15 protein-coding genes are annotated in these 14,688 nt (G+C 69.3%); 11 read left to right on the forward strand and 4 right to left on the reverse strand.

The features are described from left to right. Entirely contained in the window at positions 1–1,161 is a 1,161-nt protein-coding gene (locus ACWEOI_RS06745; protein ID WP_452359122.1) for a zinc-binding dehydrogenase, read from the reverse strand. 102 nt (positions 1,162–1,263) lie between these two features. Then, positions 1,264–2,946, reverse strand: coding sequence for a DHA2 family efflux MFS transporter permease subunit (locus ACWEOI_RS06750; RefSeq protein ID WP_433669161.1), 1,683 nt, complete (start codon positions 2,944–2,946; stop codon positions 1,264–1,266). Between the two features lie 118 nt (positions 2,947–3,064). Here ACWEOI_RS06750 and ACWEOI_RS06755 point away from each other — a divergent pair, with 118 nt between their 5' ends. The 3 genes from ACWEOI_RS06755 to ACWEOI_RS06765 all read left to right on the forward strand — a co-directional run bounded on the left by ACWEOI_RS06755 (position 3,065) and on the right by ACWEOI_RS06765 (position 5,452). After that, on the forward strand, positions 3,065–3,580 hold the full coding sequence (locus ACWEOI_RS06755) for a MarR family transcriptional regulator (protein WP_433669159.1): 516 nt from the start codon (positions 3,065–3,067) through the stop codon (positions 3,578–3,580). A gap of 68 nt (positions 3,581–3,648) precedes the next feature. Then, positions 3,649–4,551, forward strand: coding sequence for a haloalkane dehalogenase (locus ACWEOI_RS06760; RefSeq protein WP_452359123.1), 903 nt, complete (start codon positions 3,649–3,651; stop codon positions 4,549–4,551). A 55-nt stretch (positions 4,552–4,606) separates the two neighbouring features. Next, positions 4,607–5,452, forward strand: coding sequence for an RNA polymerase sigma factor (locus ACWEOI_RS06765; protein ID WP_452359124.1), 846 nt, complete (start codon positions 4,607–4,609; stop codon positions 5,450–5,452). A gap of 24 nt (positions 5,453–5,476) precedes the next feature. Here the strand turns inward: ACWEOI_RS06765 and ACWEOI_RS06770 are convergent, their stop codons facing one another. Further along, entirely contained in the window at positions 5,477–5,953 is a 477-nt protein-coding gene (locus ACWEOI_RS06770) for a winged helix-turn-helix transcriptional regulator (protein WP_433669154.1), read from the reverse strand. Positions 5,954–6,076: 123 nt separating this feature from the next. Between ACWEOI_RS06770 and ACWEOI_RS06775 the strand changes: the two genes are divergently transcribed. Next, positions 6,077–6,571 carry an SRPBCC family protein gene (locus ACWEOI_RS06775; RefSeq protein WP_452359125.1) on the forward strand — a complete coding sequence of 165 codons (495 nt, stop codon included), beginning with the start codon at positions 6,077–6,079 and terminating at the stop codon, positions 6,569–6,571. A gap of 22 nt (positions 6,572–6,593) precedes the next feature. Here ACWEOI_RS06775 and ACWEOI_RS06780 read toward each other — a convergent pair whose 3' ends face one another. Next, entirely contained in the window at positions 6,594–7,487 is an 894-nt protein-coding gene (locus tag ACWEOI_RS06780) for an LLM class flavin-dependent oxidoreductase (protein ID WP_433669151.1), read from the reverse strand. Between the two features lie 134 nt (positions 7,488–7,621). Between ACWEOI_RS06780 and ACWEOI_RS06785 the strand changes: the two genes are divergently transcribed. The 7 genes from ACWEOI_RS06785 (at position 7,622) to ACWEOI_RS06815 (ending at position 14,529) form a co-directional block, all read left to right on the forward strand. Next, positions 7,622–8,260, forward strand: coding sequence for an endonuclease (locus ACWEOI_RS06785; protein WP_433669150.1), 639 nt, complete (start codon positions 7,622–7,624; stop codon positions 8,258–8,260). A gap of 62 nt (positions 8,261–8,322) precedes the next feature. After that, complete coding sequence (locus tag ACWEOI_RS06790) at positions 8,323–9,393, forward strand: DUF1707 SHOCT-like domain-containing protein (protein ID WP_433669148.1); 1,071 nt, start codon at positions 8,323–8,325, stop codon at positions 9,391–9,393. Between the two features lie 8 nt (positions 9,394–9,401). Then, the gene (locus ACWEOI_RS06795) at positions 9,402–10,175 is read left to right on the forward strand and encodes a DUF1707 SHOCT-like domain-containing protein (protein ID WP_433669147.1); all 774 of its coding nucleotides are present in this window, start codon (positions 9,402–9,404) and stop codon (positions 10,173–10,175) included. Between the two features lie 276 nt (positions 10,176–10,451). Continuing rightward, a complete protein-coding gene (gene dnaK / locus ACWEOI_RS06800) occupies positions 10,452–12,290 on the forward strand; it encodes a molecular chaperone DnaK (protein WP_452359126.1) in 1,839 nt (612 codons plus the stop codon). Between the two features lie 20 nt (positions 12,291–12,310). Then, complete coding sequence (gene grpE / locus ACWEOI_RS06805) at positions 12,311–12,895, forward strand: nucleotide exchange factor GrpE (protein WP_433673511.1); 585 nt, start codon at positions 12,311–12,313, stop codon at positions 12,893–12,895. A 54-nt stretch (positions 12,896–12,949) separates the two neighbouring features. After that, on the forward strand, positions 12,950–14,134 hold the full coding sequence (dnaJ, locus tag ACWEOI_RS06810; RefSeq protein ID WP_433669144.1) for a molecular chaperone DnaJ: 1,185 nt from the start codon (positions 12,950–12,952) through the stop codon (positions 14,132–14,134). Further along, entirely contained in the window at positions 14,134–14,529 is a 396-nt protein-coding gene (locus ACWEOI_RS06815) for a heat shock protein transcriptional repressor HspR (protein WP_433669142.1), read from the forward strand. The genes dnaJ and ACWEOI_RS06815 overlap by 1 nt, the downstream gene beginning before the upstream one ends. Positions 14,530–14,688 lie beyond the last annotated feature (159 nt).

Here is a 14,688-nt window from a genome sequence, read left to right on the forward strand (position 1 = left end):
TCAGGGTGCGGTGCGGTCGCTGCGCGGGTCGATGAGGATCTTGGCGTGGTGCTCGGGCGAGGCGAGGGTGGCGAAGGCGGTGTCGATACCGTCGAGGCCCACGGTGCCCGTGATCAGCGGTGACGGGTCGACCTTGCCGTCGGCGATCATGTGCAGGGTGTCGCGGAATTCGCCGGGGTCGTAGCCGAGCACGAAGCGCAGCTCGATCTCCTTGTTGATGGCGGTGGCGGGATGGAAGGCGTCCTGCTGCATGCACACGCCGACGACCACGACCCGGGTCAACGGCGGTGCGGCGGTGAGGATCTGGTCGATGATGCCCGGCACGCCGACACATTCGAAGACGACCGGACCGGAGGGTCCGCGCTGGAGCGTGTGGGCCGCGCGGAACAGGTACCACCACGGAATATTGGGGAGGCGCCGCAGGCGTTCCATGGCGTCGAAGCCGAGGTTGAGGATGTCGGCGGCGCCGGTGATGCGGGACTTCTTCGGCGTCGACTCCCACGGGGATTCGGTGGTCGGGTCGACCACCACGTCGGCTCCGCAGGCCGCGGCCAGTTCCCGGCGGCGGGGGGAGAAGTCGCTGGCGACGACGGTGTGGACGCCGGCGGCCTTCAGCATGGAGATGACGGCCAGGCCGATCGGCCCGCAGCCGATGACGAAAGCGGTCTGGCCCTTGGTGATCCGGCTCTTGCGGACCGCGTGCCAGGCCACGGCCATGGGTTCGGTGAGGGCCGCGTGGTCGGGGGCGAGGCCGTTGGGGACCGGGAAGGTCATGGGTTCCTGGATCAGGACCTGTTCGGCGTAGCCGCCCGGCGCGTGCGCGGACAGTCCCGTCAGTTCCGGCTGGCGGCCGGTGCGCAGGATCGGCAGGGCGACCACGGGGGTGCCGGGCTTCCAGCGCCGCCGGGTGCCGGGTCCGTATTCCTCGATCTCCCCGGTGAATTCGTGGCCCATGACGATGCGCTGTTCCGAGCGCATGAACCGGTCGTATCCGGTGGCGGCGGCCAGGTCGGCGAGTTCGTCGCAGTGCAGGCGGGCGTGCAGGTCGGAGCCGCAGATGCCGCAGCGGGTGACGGAGATGAGCACTTGGCCCGGCCCCGGCACGGGAGTCGGGAGGTCCTCGACCTGGAATTCGCCCTTACTGACCACGGCCGCGCGCATGACTGGCTCCTGTCGGAAGTCGGTGATTCGTCTGGAATTCTTCCTCGGAAGCGGCCGCCGGTCCGAGGAATTCCCCGAACCGGCGGCCGTCGCGCGTGGCGGTCAGACCCCGACCAGGTCTTCCTCGGCCGCCATCTCGTGTTGTTCGAGCCGGGTGTCGCCCGGCAGCACCAGGAATCCGACGCAGACCAGGGCCATCAGCCCGATGCCCCACCACAGCGTGTACTGGAAGGTGTGCGCGAAGTTCACCGCATTGGCGTCTTCGCCGGCCCGCGTGAGGATCCCGCCGATCGCGGGGTCCGCGGGAGCGGACTGGCAGCTGGCCGGAACGACCGACGGATCCACCTCACCGGAGCGGTCCCGCACGCAGGCGGAGAAGCTCGCGAGAATCTGCTCCCGCGCGCCGTCCGGCACCCCGGCGGTGGCCAGCTCCGTGCGGGTCTGCGCCGCGACGGAATCCACGCCGCGCGCCGAATCGTGATCCAGCTGCCCGAAGAACAGGATCCCGACCAGCGCCACACCCAGCGCCAGACCCAGCTGCTGTCCGGTGTTCAGCAGCCCGGACGCGGCTCCCGCCTCACGGTCGGGAATCTGCCCGAGCAGCATGTCGATGGTCGGCGCGACCACGATGCCGAATCCGATACCGGTCACCACCAGCGGGAACACCATCTGCCAGGAGGCGAAGTCGGATTCGTAGTGGGTGGCCAGCGCACCGTAGAAGGCGAACCCGCCCGCGGTGATCAGCCCGCCGACCAGCAGCACCCACTTGCCGAACCGTGGCGCGAGAGCGCTCACCGAGACGCCCGCCCCGATGCCCGCGCCGACCGCGAAGAACGCCGAGGTGAGGCCGGCCCGCATGGGCGACCAGCCGAGCCCGGCCTGCATGAACAGCGTCCAGATCAGGAAGAACCCGCCGAATCCGATCCAGAACAGCAGCCAGCTGGCCAGCCCGACCGTGAACGGCCGCGACCGGAACAGCTCCAGGTCGACCAGCGGCGACCCGACGGTGCGGGCCCGCCACCGCTCGTAGACCAGGAAGGCCGCGAAGGTCACCGCCGCCGCCCCGATCATGACGAAAGTCCAGGCGGGCCAATCCAATCGACGGCCCTCGGTGAGCGGGTACACCAAAAGCAGCACCGCGGAGATGGCCAGCACCATGCCGACGATGTCCAGCCGCGGCGCGTGTGTGGACCGCGAATCCCGCATGACCACGGCGGCCGCGCCCAGCGCGAGCAGCCCGACCGGCACGTTCACCAGGAAGATCGGCCGCCAGTCCAGGTCGAACAGATTCCACTCGACGAGCAGCCCGCCCAGGGACAGCCCGACCGCCGACGCGGATCCGCCGACGCCGCTGTACACGGCGATCGCCTTGGCGCGCTCGTTCTTCGGGAAGGTGACGCGGATGATGGCCAGGATCTGCGGCACCATGAGCCCGGCCATCGCGCCCTGCACGAACCGGGAGCCGATGAGCATGCCGGGCGAGGTCGCCAGGCCGCAGGCCAGCGAGGCCGCGGTGAATCCGGCGACGCCGATCAGGAACAGGCGTTTGCGGCCGTAGATGTCGCCGAGCCGGCCGCCGGTGATGAGCACGGCCGCGAAGGACAGCACGTACGCGGCGATGATCCATTCGATCTGCGAGTAGGCCGCGCCCAGGTCCTTCTGGATGCTGGGGACGGCGACATTGACGATGGTGACGTCGAGCAGGTCCATGAATCCCGCGGCCAGCACGACGGCGAAGGCGATCCAGCGGCGTGGATCGAGGGTGGGGGTGTTGTCGGTATCCACTGCGAACTCTCTTCGATTCGGTGTGGGTGGAGGTCCGCTTCAAACTATGCACCTGAAGTGATTATCAAACAAGGGGGCAATCACTGATTGTGCGCATGGGTCGGGCTACGCTATGCGGGTGAACGACGTCGATCCCCAGCGTGCGCCCCTCGTCGACAGCGCCGCGTTCCTGTTCGCGCAGCTGGGTTCCCACTCCGCGTACCGCTTCGACCAGCTGCTCGGCCCCCTGGGCATCAAGCCGCCGCAGTACGGAACGTTGCGCATGCTCGAGGCCAATGACGGCCGCACCCAGCAACAGCTCTGCGACGCGCTCGGGATCCACCGCAACGTGATGGTCAGCCTGATCGACGACCTGGAGAAGCGCGGCCTGGTCGAACGCCGCAAACACCCCGCCGACCGGCGCGCGCACGCCGTGCACCTGCTGCCCGCCGGACGCGAGATGATCGGCCGCGCGGCGGGATTGGCCGAACAGCTCAATGCCGAACTGCTCGAGCCCCTCGAACCGGGGGACCGGCCGAAACTGCTCGCCATGCTGCAGCGGGCCGCGGTCGGCAACGGCCTCACGCCCGGCGTCCACCCGGCCCTGACGGTCGAGCCGGGCACCGTGCCGATGTATGACGCAGGTCACATCTAGACCCGGTCACAAGCCGTCCCGGTGCGTGTCCAACCAGGTGTAGGCAACTCACCCGGAAGGACACCCCGATGGCAGCCATCGACATTCTGGACTCGTTCATCAACTACACCGACACCGGAAGCGGTCCCGTCGCGGCCGGCACCGTCCCGGTCGTCTTCCTGCACGGCAACCCCACCTCGTCCTACATCTGGCGCGACGTGATCCCCCACGTGAGCGGTGCGGTGTCCGATGCGAGAACCCGGGTCTTCGCACCGGATCTCATCGGCATGGGCGCCTCCGGCAAGCCGGACAGCGACTACCGCTTCGTCGATCACGCCCGCTACCTGGACGCCTGGTTCGAGGCCCTGGGCCTGGACCAGGTCGTCATCGTCGGCCACGACTGGGGCGGCGCGCTCGGAATGGACTGGGCCGCACGCCATCCCGAACGGGTGCGCGGCATCGCCGTGGTGGAGACCTTCCTGCGCCCCATGAACTGGTCGGACATGCCGCCGCAGGGCGCGGAACTGTTCCGCCGCTTCCGTTCCCCCGAGGGCGAGGAGATGGTGCTGGAACGCAATATGTTCATCGAGTTCAACCTGCCCGCCTCCACCCGCACCCTCACCCCGGAGGCGCTCGACGCCTACCGCGCGCCGTACCCGACGCCGGAGTCGCGCAAGCCGATGCTGGTGTGGCCCAGGGAGTTCCCGCTCGACGGCGAGCCCGCCGACGTGGTCGCCATCATCGAGAACTACGACGCCTGGATGGCGGCCAGCCCGGAGGTGCCCAAGCTGCTCATGCACGTCGAGGACGGGGTCGGCCTGGGTTCGCCGGAGGTGATGGAGTGGGCGGTGCGCACCTTCGCGTCCGCCGAGCTCGCGAACATCGGCCCGGCCGGGCACCATTGCCCGGAGGATCAGCCCGACGCGATCGGCCTGGCGGTTGCCGACTGGCTGCGCAAGCACGCTCTGCTCACCGCGCCCGCCGTCGCCTGAGTGGCGGCCGGCCTGACGGCCCCGCGATGTCGGACCCGGTCCCTATGCTGGCGGTATGGAGACCGGATCGGAGATCGACGAGCGCGATCTCGTCGCGCGGGCCGTCGGCGGTGACCGCGCCGCTGTCGCGGATGTGGTTCGGCTGCTGCAGGATCCGATCTACCGGCTGGCGCTGCGCATGGTGTGGCGGCCCGCCGACGCCGAGGACGCCACCCAGGAGATCCTGTTGCGCGCGGTCGGCAATCTGGCGAGCTGGCGCGGCGAGGCCAAGCTCACCACCTGGGCGTACCGCATCGGCGTCAACTACCTGCTGAATCTGAAGCGGCAGACGCCACAGGAGCAGCGGCAGCTCAGCCTGGACGAGTTCGGTGAGGGACTGCGGGACGGCTTGGCGGAGGAGGACTATCGCGGTCCGGAGGCCACACTGCTCACCCACGAGGTCCGCCTCAACTGCAGTCAGGCGATGCTGCAATGCCTGGGTCGCGACGAACGAGTCGCGTATGTGCTCTCCGATGTGTTCGAGGTGAACTCGGAGGAGGCCGCCTGGATCGTCGGCGCGACACCGGCCGCGTATCGGAAACGGGTGGAGCGGGCCAAGAAACGGCTCGGCAACTTCCTGCGGTCGACGTGTGGCCTGGCGAATCCGCAGGCGTTCTGCCGGTGCTCGCGGCGGGTGGAGAAGGCCGTCGAACTGGGTCGGATGGATGTGCGGCGCCCGGCCTTCGCCGCGCACCCGGTGACGCCGGGCGGGCGGAGCGTGGCAGAGGCGGAGCGGCAGATGATCCGGCTGCACGACGCCGCGGCCGTGCTGGGCGCGCACCCGGATTACGCTGCGCCGCAGGCGAAGATGGAGGCCATCGCGGGGCTGTTGGCCTCGGGCCGGTTCCCGCTCCTGGGGTGAGGTTCGCTCCGGGATGAGGCTCCGCTAGGAGAGCGACGCCGGGGTCCCGTACTTCAATTCGTACGCCCACGGCGCGAGTTCCGCGGTCACGTCCGACAGCTCGGGCGTGGCGTCGCAGTCCGAACATTCCAGGCGCACGGCGACTTTCCCGCCGCAGCCGGTGTGCCGGTAGGTGACCGGCGGGCCGTCCGGCGCGGCCCAGCGGTCGCCCCATTCGGTGAGCGCGAGGATGACCGGTTTCAGGTCGAGTCCCTTGGCGGTGAGCAGGTATTCGGGATGGCCGCCGGTGCTGCGCTGCTCGAAGATCCCGGCCTCGACGAATTCGGCGAGCCGTTTGGTCAGGATGTTCGGCGCGATGCCGAGCGCGCGCTGGAACTCGGTGAACCGGGTCATGCCCGCGAACATGGCATTGCGCACGATCAGCAGGCTCCAGCGCTCGCCGACCAGCTCCAGCGTGCGTGCCGCCGAGCAGACCTCCCCTTCGTACATGCGTCCCAACATGACTCCAGGGTGACTCATCCGCTTGTGTGATGCAAGCAACGCCGCTATCGTGATGCAAGTAAGTTCTCGCGAGACAGTCCCCATCAACCCGCTGAACCCCTGAGAGAAGAGTCGGGACCTGCCATGACTGATCAGAACTTCACCACCTCCATCACCGTCGACCGCGCCCCCGCCGAGGTCTTCGCGGCCGTCCTGAACGCCCGCGGCTGGTGGTCGCCCGGTATCAAGGGCGGCACCGAGCGGGCGGGTGACCGTTTCGTCTTCGAGGCCCCCGGCGTGCACCGCAGCGAGATCGAATTGACCGAGGTGGTGCCGGACGAGCGCGTGGTCTGGCTGGTGAAGGACAACTTCATGTCCTTCATCGAGGACCAGACCGAGTGGGTGAACACCGAGATGCGCTTCGATATCGCCGCGACCGACGGCGGCACCCGGCTCACCTTCACCCACGTCGGCCTGGTACCGGACTACGAGTGCTACGACGCGTGCTCCCCGGCCTGGACCTTCTACATCACCGAGAGCCTGCGGGACCTGGTCACCACCGGCGTCGGCCAGCCCAGCGAGTTCCCGGGCCAGGTCGAGGCCGAGGCCGCCGCCGCGGCAGCGGCCGCGCAGCACTGAATCGGACCCGAGCGGAGTCGAATCAGAACTCCGCCAACAGCTTTCGCGCGATGGGCACCACCTGCCGCGCGAAACGCTGCACCTGGTCGACGTCGAATCCGGGCGGCCAGTAGATGAAGGTGTCGAATCCGCCCGTGTGGGCGAGGTTCGCGATGATGGCCGCCCATTCCTCGGGCGATCCGTGGATCGGGTCGGTGCCCTGCGGATTCGGGTGCAGCGCGCGGTCGCTGACCACTCCGGGCAGCGCGGCCAGCCGGGCGATGGCGCGGGGGTCGCGGTCGTGCGCGCGGGCGGCCGCGTCGATGCGGGCATTGGCCGCGGACCACTGCTCCCACGGCATCCAATTGGGCAGTGGCGCAACCCATCCGTCGGCGGTCGCGCCGATCAGATCGAGGGCGTGCGGGCCCATGGCTCCCAGCCAGATCCCGATCGGGTGTCTGGGCGCGGGCCCGCCCTCGATGCCCTGCACCGTGTATTCGGTGCCGACCACCGACACCGGCTGTCCGGGCCGCCATTCGGCCCGGATGATGGCGATGCCCTCGGCGATGGCCATGAGCGCGGCCCGGCCCTTGCGGGCGGGGCCGCCCATGGCCACCACGCCGCTCTCGAAAGCGCCCGCCCCCAAACCCAATTCGAAGCGTCCGCCGCTGAGGATGTCGAAGGTGGCGGCCTGTTTGGCGAGCATGGCGGGTGTCCGCAGCGGCAGGTTGGCGACCCCGGGATAGAGGCTGACCCGCCCGGTCGCGGCGAGGCAGGCCCCGATGACGGCGAAGGCGTCGCCGAACTGCGCGTTGTAGGGGTGGTCCTGGATGCCGACCAGATCGAGTCCCTCGGCGTCGGCGGCGAGGGCCATGTCGATGACGTCCGGCAGCGCGGACGCGACGGGCGGGATCGAAATACCGAACCGGGCCTGCATCGAACCTCCTCTACCAGGGGAAATCCATACTTCTGATCTTCGTGGGCCACTGAGCACAACCCCGGCATTTCGGACCTCGACACGCATCCTGGGCGTGTCCGCGGGTATGCCGGGGAAGAGAGGAGGCGATGCCGATGACCGCGCAGGACACCGTGCGCACCCTGCTGGCCCGGGCCGGGACCGGTTATGCCGCCGAGGCCGGAATCCGGCTGGCCGACAAGCCCGCGCCGCTCTACCAACTCCTGATGCTCGCCCAGCTGCTCAGTACCCGGATCTCGGCCCGCATCGCGGTGGCCGCCGCCCGGGAACTCCGCGAGTCCGGCTACACCACCCCGCACCACGTAGCTGAGGCCGAGTGGTCGGATCTGGTCGCCGCGCTGGGCCGGGCCCATTACGTCCGCTACGACGAATCGAATGCCACCCGCCTGATCGCCAATGCCGCCGAGCTGATCGAGCGGTGGCACGGCGATATGCGCGGGCTCGCAATCGAATCCGGGCACGACCCAGCCGCCCTGGCCGAGCTGCTCCAGGGTTTCCGGGGCATCGGACCCGTCGGCGCGGACATCTACCTGCGCGAGGTGCAGGACACCTGGACCTGGCTCCGCCCCTACTTCGACGAGCGGGCCCGCCGCGGCGCGCGTGACCTGGGCCTGCCCACCGATCCGGCCGCTCTCGCCGCCCTGGCTCCGGCCGGCCACGACGCCGAACTGGCCGCGGCCCTGGTGCGCGTGACACTGGACCACGGGCTGAAAGACGAGCTCCGCATCGGATGAGCCACGCGATTCAGGCGTAGATAAGGCGCGCGACCGGACCGGAATCCGTCTACGATCCCCGCGTGAGCTCGAAAACGTCCGGATCGGCCGGGGATTCGCCCGCGGCCGGGCGTATGCGGGCGCGGGACATCGACCGGGTCAACGCGCGAACACTGCTCGACGCCGCCTACGCGGAGGGCGAGCTCGGGGCCGACGAGTATCACCAGCGGTCCGATCAGGCGCAGTCCGCGCAGACCCTCGGCGAATTGCAGCGGCTCATCGCCGATCTGCAGCCGAGCACCAAGACCGCCGACCTCACCCCGGCGCGCAAATGGTCGCGGCGGCCCGCCTCGGGCGGGTACCCGCCGCGGACGCGGGCCCGCGACGCCGATCGGCAGGCCACCTGCGTCCTGCTCGACGCCGCGCTCGCGGACGGGCAGCTGACCGCCGCCGACCACCGCACCCTCACCGAACTGGCCGGCGAGGCCCGGACCCTCGGCGACCTGTCCCAGCTCACCGACGATCTGCAGCGGCACGCCGACGCCGCCCCCGACCCGGTCCCGCCGAAGGCGCGGCGCGAGAACTGGTTCGCCGCCGGCGTCGCCGCGATGAGCATCGCGGTGGCGGTGGGCACCTTCCTGGCCGTGGCCCGCCCGGCCACCCCGCCCGCCGCGCCGCCCGCCGTGGACCTGGGCATCATCCAGCCGCTGGTGCTGCCCCGGCCGAAACTCACCGAGGCCGAGGGCATTTCGTACTTCCGGGACGCCTACAAGGCGAAGTTCGGCGACACCCTGCTCGACGAGGTGGACTTCTACCCCGGCTACGCGGTGTTCACGCGCGCGACGCAGGCCAATCGGAAGGTGCACTACAACTACTTCGGCGGTTTCGACCAGACCGACCAACCCCAGACCCGGGACCCGAAGACCCCGACCGTGGACCTGGCGGCCTTGAACGTGCAGGCCGTCGCGGCGCTGGCGGCTCAGGCTCCCGCCCTCACCAAGGTCGATCAGGGCGTGGTCAACTACATCGACATCCAGGGCAGCGGCACCGGCCCGGTGATCCGGCTCTATGTCGGCAACCAGGCCAAGGAGACCGGCTACGTCGAGGCCGCCCTCGACGGCCGGGTCACGCGCACCGTGGCGTTCGGGGGATAGGCGAGACCATGGCTGACGCACGCTCCCGGGGAGTCCGGGCCCGCGACACCGATCGCGTGGACGCCTGCACCCTGCTCGATTCGGCGCGTGACGCGGGTGAACTCACCGAGGCCGAACACGCGCACCGGACCGCGAAGGCCATGGCGGCCAAGACCTTCGGCGATCTCGACCTGGTGCTCGACGATCTGCAGATACCGGCCAATCTGGTGAATTCGCCGGTGGTGCGGGCGAATCGGCGCGGCCCGTCCACCCGCTGGAAGGTGGCGGCCGCGATCATGGTGGCGGCCGCCCTGCTCGGCGCGTTCGCGGGCTGCGTGTCCCGGGTCGCCGCGCCGAAGCCGGACCTGCCGGATCCGACCACGGGTCAGGGCCTGGCCAGTTTCGTCGAGGCCTACAAGGACCACTTCGGCGACACCAAGGCCGACGAGGTCACCCTGTTCCCCACCTACGCGGTCATCGAGCGGCGTCCGGCGGATCCGAACGCGCCGCGGGACGACTACTACCGCTACGACGGCAGTTTCCGCAGCACCGGTGACATTCCGCGGTCGCCGGGCACCGACATCATCGACCTGTCGGTCCTGGACCTGAAGAAGATCGCGGGCCTGCTCGCGGGCGCCCCGAAGTCGGCGGGCGTGCCGAACGGCCGGATCAGTCACATCATCATCGGGCGCGGCAAGGACGGCGGGCCGATGGTGACCGTGTACGCCGTGGACGGCGCCAAGTCCGGCTACATCAAGGTCACCGCCACCGGCGAGCCGATCATGCTCAACTGGCCCTCCTGATCGGTCACGATCCGGATCCATCCGTGGTTCCAGACCTGCCGGTACGGACACAATGGCAGAGTCCGCGCCTCGATCGCGGGCGTCGGGCCGCGCTCGCCCCCGAAGAAATTTTCTGTGACTCGTGGAATAGATGACGCGCGCCGCCCGTTGGGACAGGTCAGCAAGGTTGAGCGAGTTCGACTCAAGTTCAAGTTGCGTACCGCCGCCGGCGGAGGCAGGATTGAGCCGACCACGCTCAGTGTCACTGAGATGTAGTGCCAACTAGGAGGAATCACCATGGCTCGTGCGGTCGGTATCGACCTCGGGACCACGAACTCTGTCATCGCCGTTCTCGAAGGCGGCGAGCCGGTCGTCGTGGCCAATTCGGAAGGATCGCGGACCACCCCCTCGGTCGTCGCGTTCGCCAAGAACGGTGAGGTGCTCGTCGGGCAGCCCGCCAAGAACCAGGCCGTCACCAACGTCGACCGCACCATCAAGTCCGTCAAGCGCCACATGGGCGAGGACTGGTCGGTCGAGATCGACGGCAAGAAGTACACCCCGCAGGAGATCTCCGCGCGCACGCTGATGAAGCTGAAGCGCGACGCCGAGGCCTACCTGGGTGAAGAGATCACCGACGCCGTGATCACCGTCCCCGCCTACTTCGAGGACGCGCAGCGCCAGGCCACCAAGGAGGCCGGCCAGATCGCGGGCCTGAACGTCCTGCGCATCGTCAACGAGCCGACCGCGGCCGCGCTGGCCTACGGCCTCGACAAGGGCGACAAGGAACAGACCATCCTGGTCTTCGACCTCGGTGGCGGTACCTTCGACGTCTCGCTGCTGGAGATCGGCGAGGGTGTCGTCGAGGTCCGCGCGACCTCCGGTGACAACCACCTCGGTGGCGACGACTGGGACGAGCGCATCGTCAGCTGGCTGGTCGACAAGTTCAAGGGCACCTCGGGCATCGACCTGACCAAGGACAAGATGGCCATGCAGCGTCTCCGTGAGGCTGCCGAGAAGGCCAAGATCGAACTGTCGTCCTCGCAGTCGACCTCGATCAACCTGCCCTACATCACCGTGGACGCGGACAAGAACCCGCTGTTCCTCGACGAGCAGCTGACCCGCTCGGAGTTCCAGAAGATCACCTCCGATCTGCTGGACCGCACCCGCAAGCCGTTCCAGTCGGTCATCAAGGACGCCGGCATCGCGGTCGGCGACATCGACCACGTGGTGCTCGTCGGTGGCTCGACCCGTATGCCCGCCGTCTCCGAGCTGGTCAAGGAACTGACCGGCGGCCAGGAGCCGAACAAGGGCGTGAACCCGGACGAGGTCGTCGCCGTCGGCGCCGCCCTGCAGGCCGGTGTGCTCAAGGGTGAGGTCAAGGACGTCCTGCTGCTCGATGTCACCCCGCTGTCGCTGGGCATCGAGACCAAGGGCGGCGTGATGACCAAGCTCATCGAGCGCAACACCACGATCCCGACCAAGCGCTCGGAGACCTTCACCACGGCCGACGACAACCAGCCGTCCGTGCAGATCCAGGTCTTCCAGGGTGAGCGTGAGATCGCCTCGCACAACAAGCTGCTCGGATCGTTCGAGCTGACCGGCATCCCGCCGGCCCCGCGCGGCGTGCCGCAGATCGAGGTCACCTTCGACATCGACGCCAACGGCATCGTCCACGTGACGGCCAAGGACAAGGGCACCGGCAAGGAGAACACGATCAAGATCCAGGACGGCTCCGGCCTGTCCAAGGAGGAGATCGACCGGATGGTGAAGGACGCCGAGGCGCACGCCGCCGAGGACAAGGCGCGTCGCGAGGAGGCGGAGACCCGCAACCAGGCCGAGTCGCTGGTGCACCAGACCGAGAAGTTCATCAAGGACAACGAGGACAAGGTCCCGGCCGACGTCAAGACCAAGGTCGAGGCGGCCATCGTCGAAGCCAACGACGCGCTGAAGGGCACCGACATCGGGGTCATCAAGACCGCGGTGGAGAAGCTCGCCACCGAGTCGCAGGCGCTGGGCCAGGCCATCTACGAGGCCTCGGCCGCCGACCAGGCCGCGCAGGGCAACGGCGCGGGCGCGCCCGAGTCCGATGACACCGTCGTCGACGCCGAGGTGGTCGAGGAGCCGGAGAAGAAGTGACGAACCAGAACCCGGACAACATGGTCGATCCGGCCACGGGTGAGGTCTTCGAGGCCGCGGCGGACGCCGCCGCGGCCGCGGGGGCCGAGGGGACTCCCGAGGTCAGCGAGGACGCCCTCGCCGACGCGATCACGGCCGAACTGGCCGAGCGCACCTCCGATCTGCAGCGCCTGACCGCGGAATACGCCAACTACCGCCGCCGGGTCGAGCGGGACCGCAAGGTCACCATCGACACCGCCAAGGCCGCGGTGGTCAGCGAACTGCTGCCGGTGCTCGACGATCTGGACCGCGCTCGCGCGCACGGTGACCTGGACAACGGCCCGCTCAAGTCGGTCGCCGACAAGCTGGTCACCGCCCTGCAGAAGCAGGGCCTCGAGGAATTCGGTTCGGAGGGTGAGCCTTTCGACCCGACCCTGCACGAGGCCGTGCAGCACGAGGGCAGCGGTGCGGACCCGGTGCTGGGCATGGTGATGCGCAAGGGCTACCGCTTCGGCGATCGCGTGCTGCGGCACGCGCTGGTCGGCGTCACCGACGGTGTGGCGGATCTGTCTGCGGCGCAGCCGGATTCGCAGAACGCTGGCACCGATGCCGCTGGCACTGATTAACAGCGATCGGACGTACCCCACGTCCGCGGCAACACAGAAAGGAGGAGATGCCCGGTGAATCGAGAATGGCTCGAGAAGGACTTCTACAAGGATCTGGGTGTTTCCTCCGGCGCCACCCAGGACGAGATCAAGAAGGCCTACCGCAAACTGGCCCGAGACCTGCACCCGGACAAGAACCCCGGGGACAACAAGGCCGAGGAGCGGTTCAAGGCCGTCAGCGAGGCGAACGCCGTGCTGTCGGATCCGGAGAAGCGCAAGGAGTACGACGAGGCCCGCAAGCTGTTCGCGGGCGGCGGTTTCGGCCGCGGCGGATTCCCGCCCGGGGGCGGCTACGGCCAGCCCGGCGGCGGGTTCTCCGGTGGCGAGTTCAACCTGGGTGACATCTTCGGGGCCGGCGCCGGTGGCGCGGGCGCCGCGGATGGCGGCCTGGGTGACCTGCTGGGCGGACTGTTCAATCGCGGCGGCACGCGGGCGTCCTCGCGTCCCCGGCGCGGTTCGGACGTGGAGACCGAGACGACCCTCGGCTTCCGCGAGGCCGCCCAGGGCGTGACCGTTCCGCTGCGCATGACCAGCCCGGCCGCCTGCACCACCTGCCACGGCAGCGGCGCCAAGCCCGGCACCAGTCCGCGGGTTTGCCCGCACTGCAACGGAAGCGGCGTGGTCAGCCGGAACCAGGGCGCGTTCGGCTTCAGCGAGCCGTGCGAGGACTGCCGGGGCACCGGGTCGATCATCGACGACCCGTGCGTCGACTGCCGCGGTTCGGGCATCCAGAACCGGACCCGCACCATCACCGTGCGCATTCCCCCGGGCGTGCGCGACGGGCAGCGGATCCGGCTGGCCGGTCAGGGTGAGGCGGGCCTGCGCGGCGCGCCTCCGGGTGACCTGTACGTCACCGTGCACGTCAGCCAGGACAAGGTCTTCGGCCGCAATGGCGACGACCTGACCCTGGTGCTGCCGGTCTCCTACGCCGAACTGGTGCTGGGCACCACGGTGTCGGTGCCGACCCTGGACGGTCGGGTGGGCGTCAAGGTGCCGCCGGGCACCGCCGACGGCCGCACCCTGCGGGTGCGCGGGCGCGGTGTGCCCAAGCGTGACGGCGGCGCGGGTGACCTGCTGGTCACCGTGAAGGTCGCGGTCCCCCAGAAACTGGACGACGATGCCACCGAGGCGCTGCGGCGCTACGCGGAGGCGGAGAAGACCAGTGGGTTCGATCCCCGTGCGGGATGGGCAGGTGCGTAATGAGTTCCGATCCGAAGCACTCCGAGGCCCAGTACTTCCTGATCTCGGTGGCCGCGCAGCTGGCGGGCATGCACGCCCAGACGCTGCGCACCTATGACCGGCTGGGTCTGGTTACGCCGCAACGCACGTCGGGCGGCGGCCGGCGCTACTCGAACCGGGATGTGGAGCTGCTCCGCGAGGTGCAGCGCCTGTCCCAGGACGAGGGCGTGAACCTGGCCGGCATCAAACGGATCATCGAACTCACCAACCAGGTGGACGAGCTGCAGCAGCGGGTGAGCGAGCTGTCCGCCGAGGCGGAAAGGCTGCGGGCCGGGTACCGGCCCGCACACCTGACCCCTCAGCCCAGCACCGCTCTCGTGGTGTGGCAGCCCCGAAACCGGCGTAAGCCGCAGTAGGGCAAGACAAGCCGGAAGGCGGTGTCCCCCAGTGGGGCACCGCCTTTCTGCTGTCCGGATACCGGGATCCCGCCCGCTGACGTTCGCCCGGTGGCGATTGTTGCGGCCGATGTGCTGAGTTGCGACAGCGGACTGTGTGATTGGCGAAGTCCGATGAGG

This window comes from Nocardia sp. NPDC004340 (assembly GCF_053602575.1).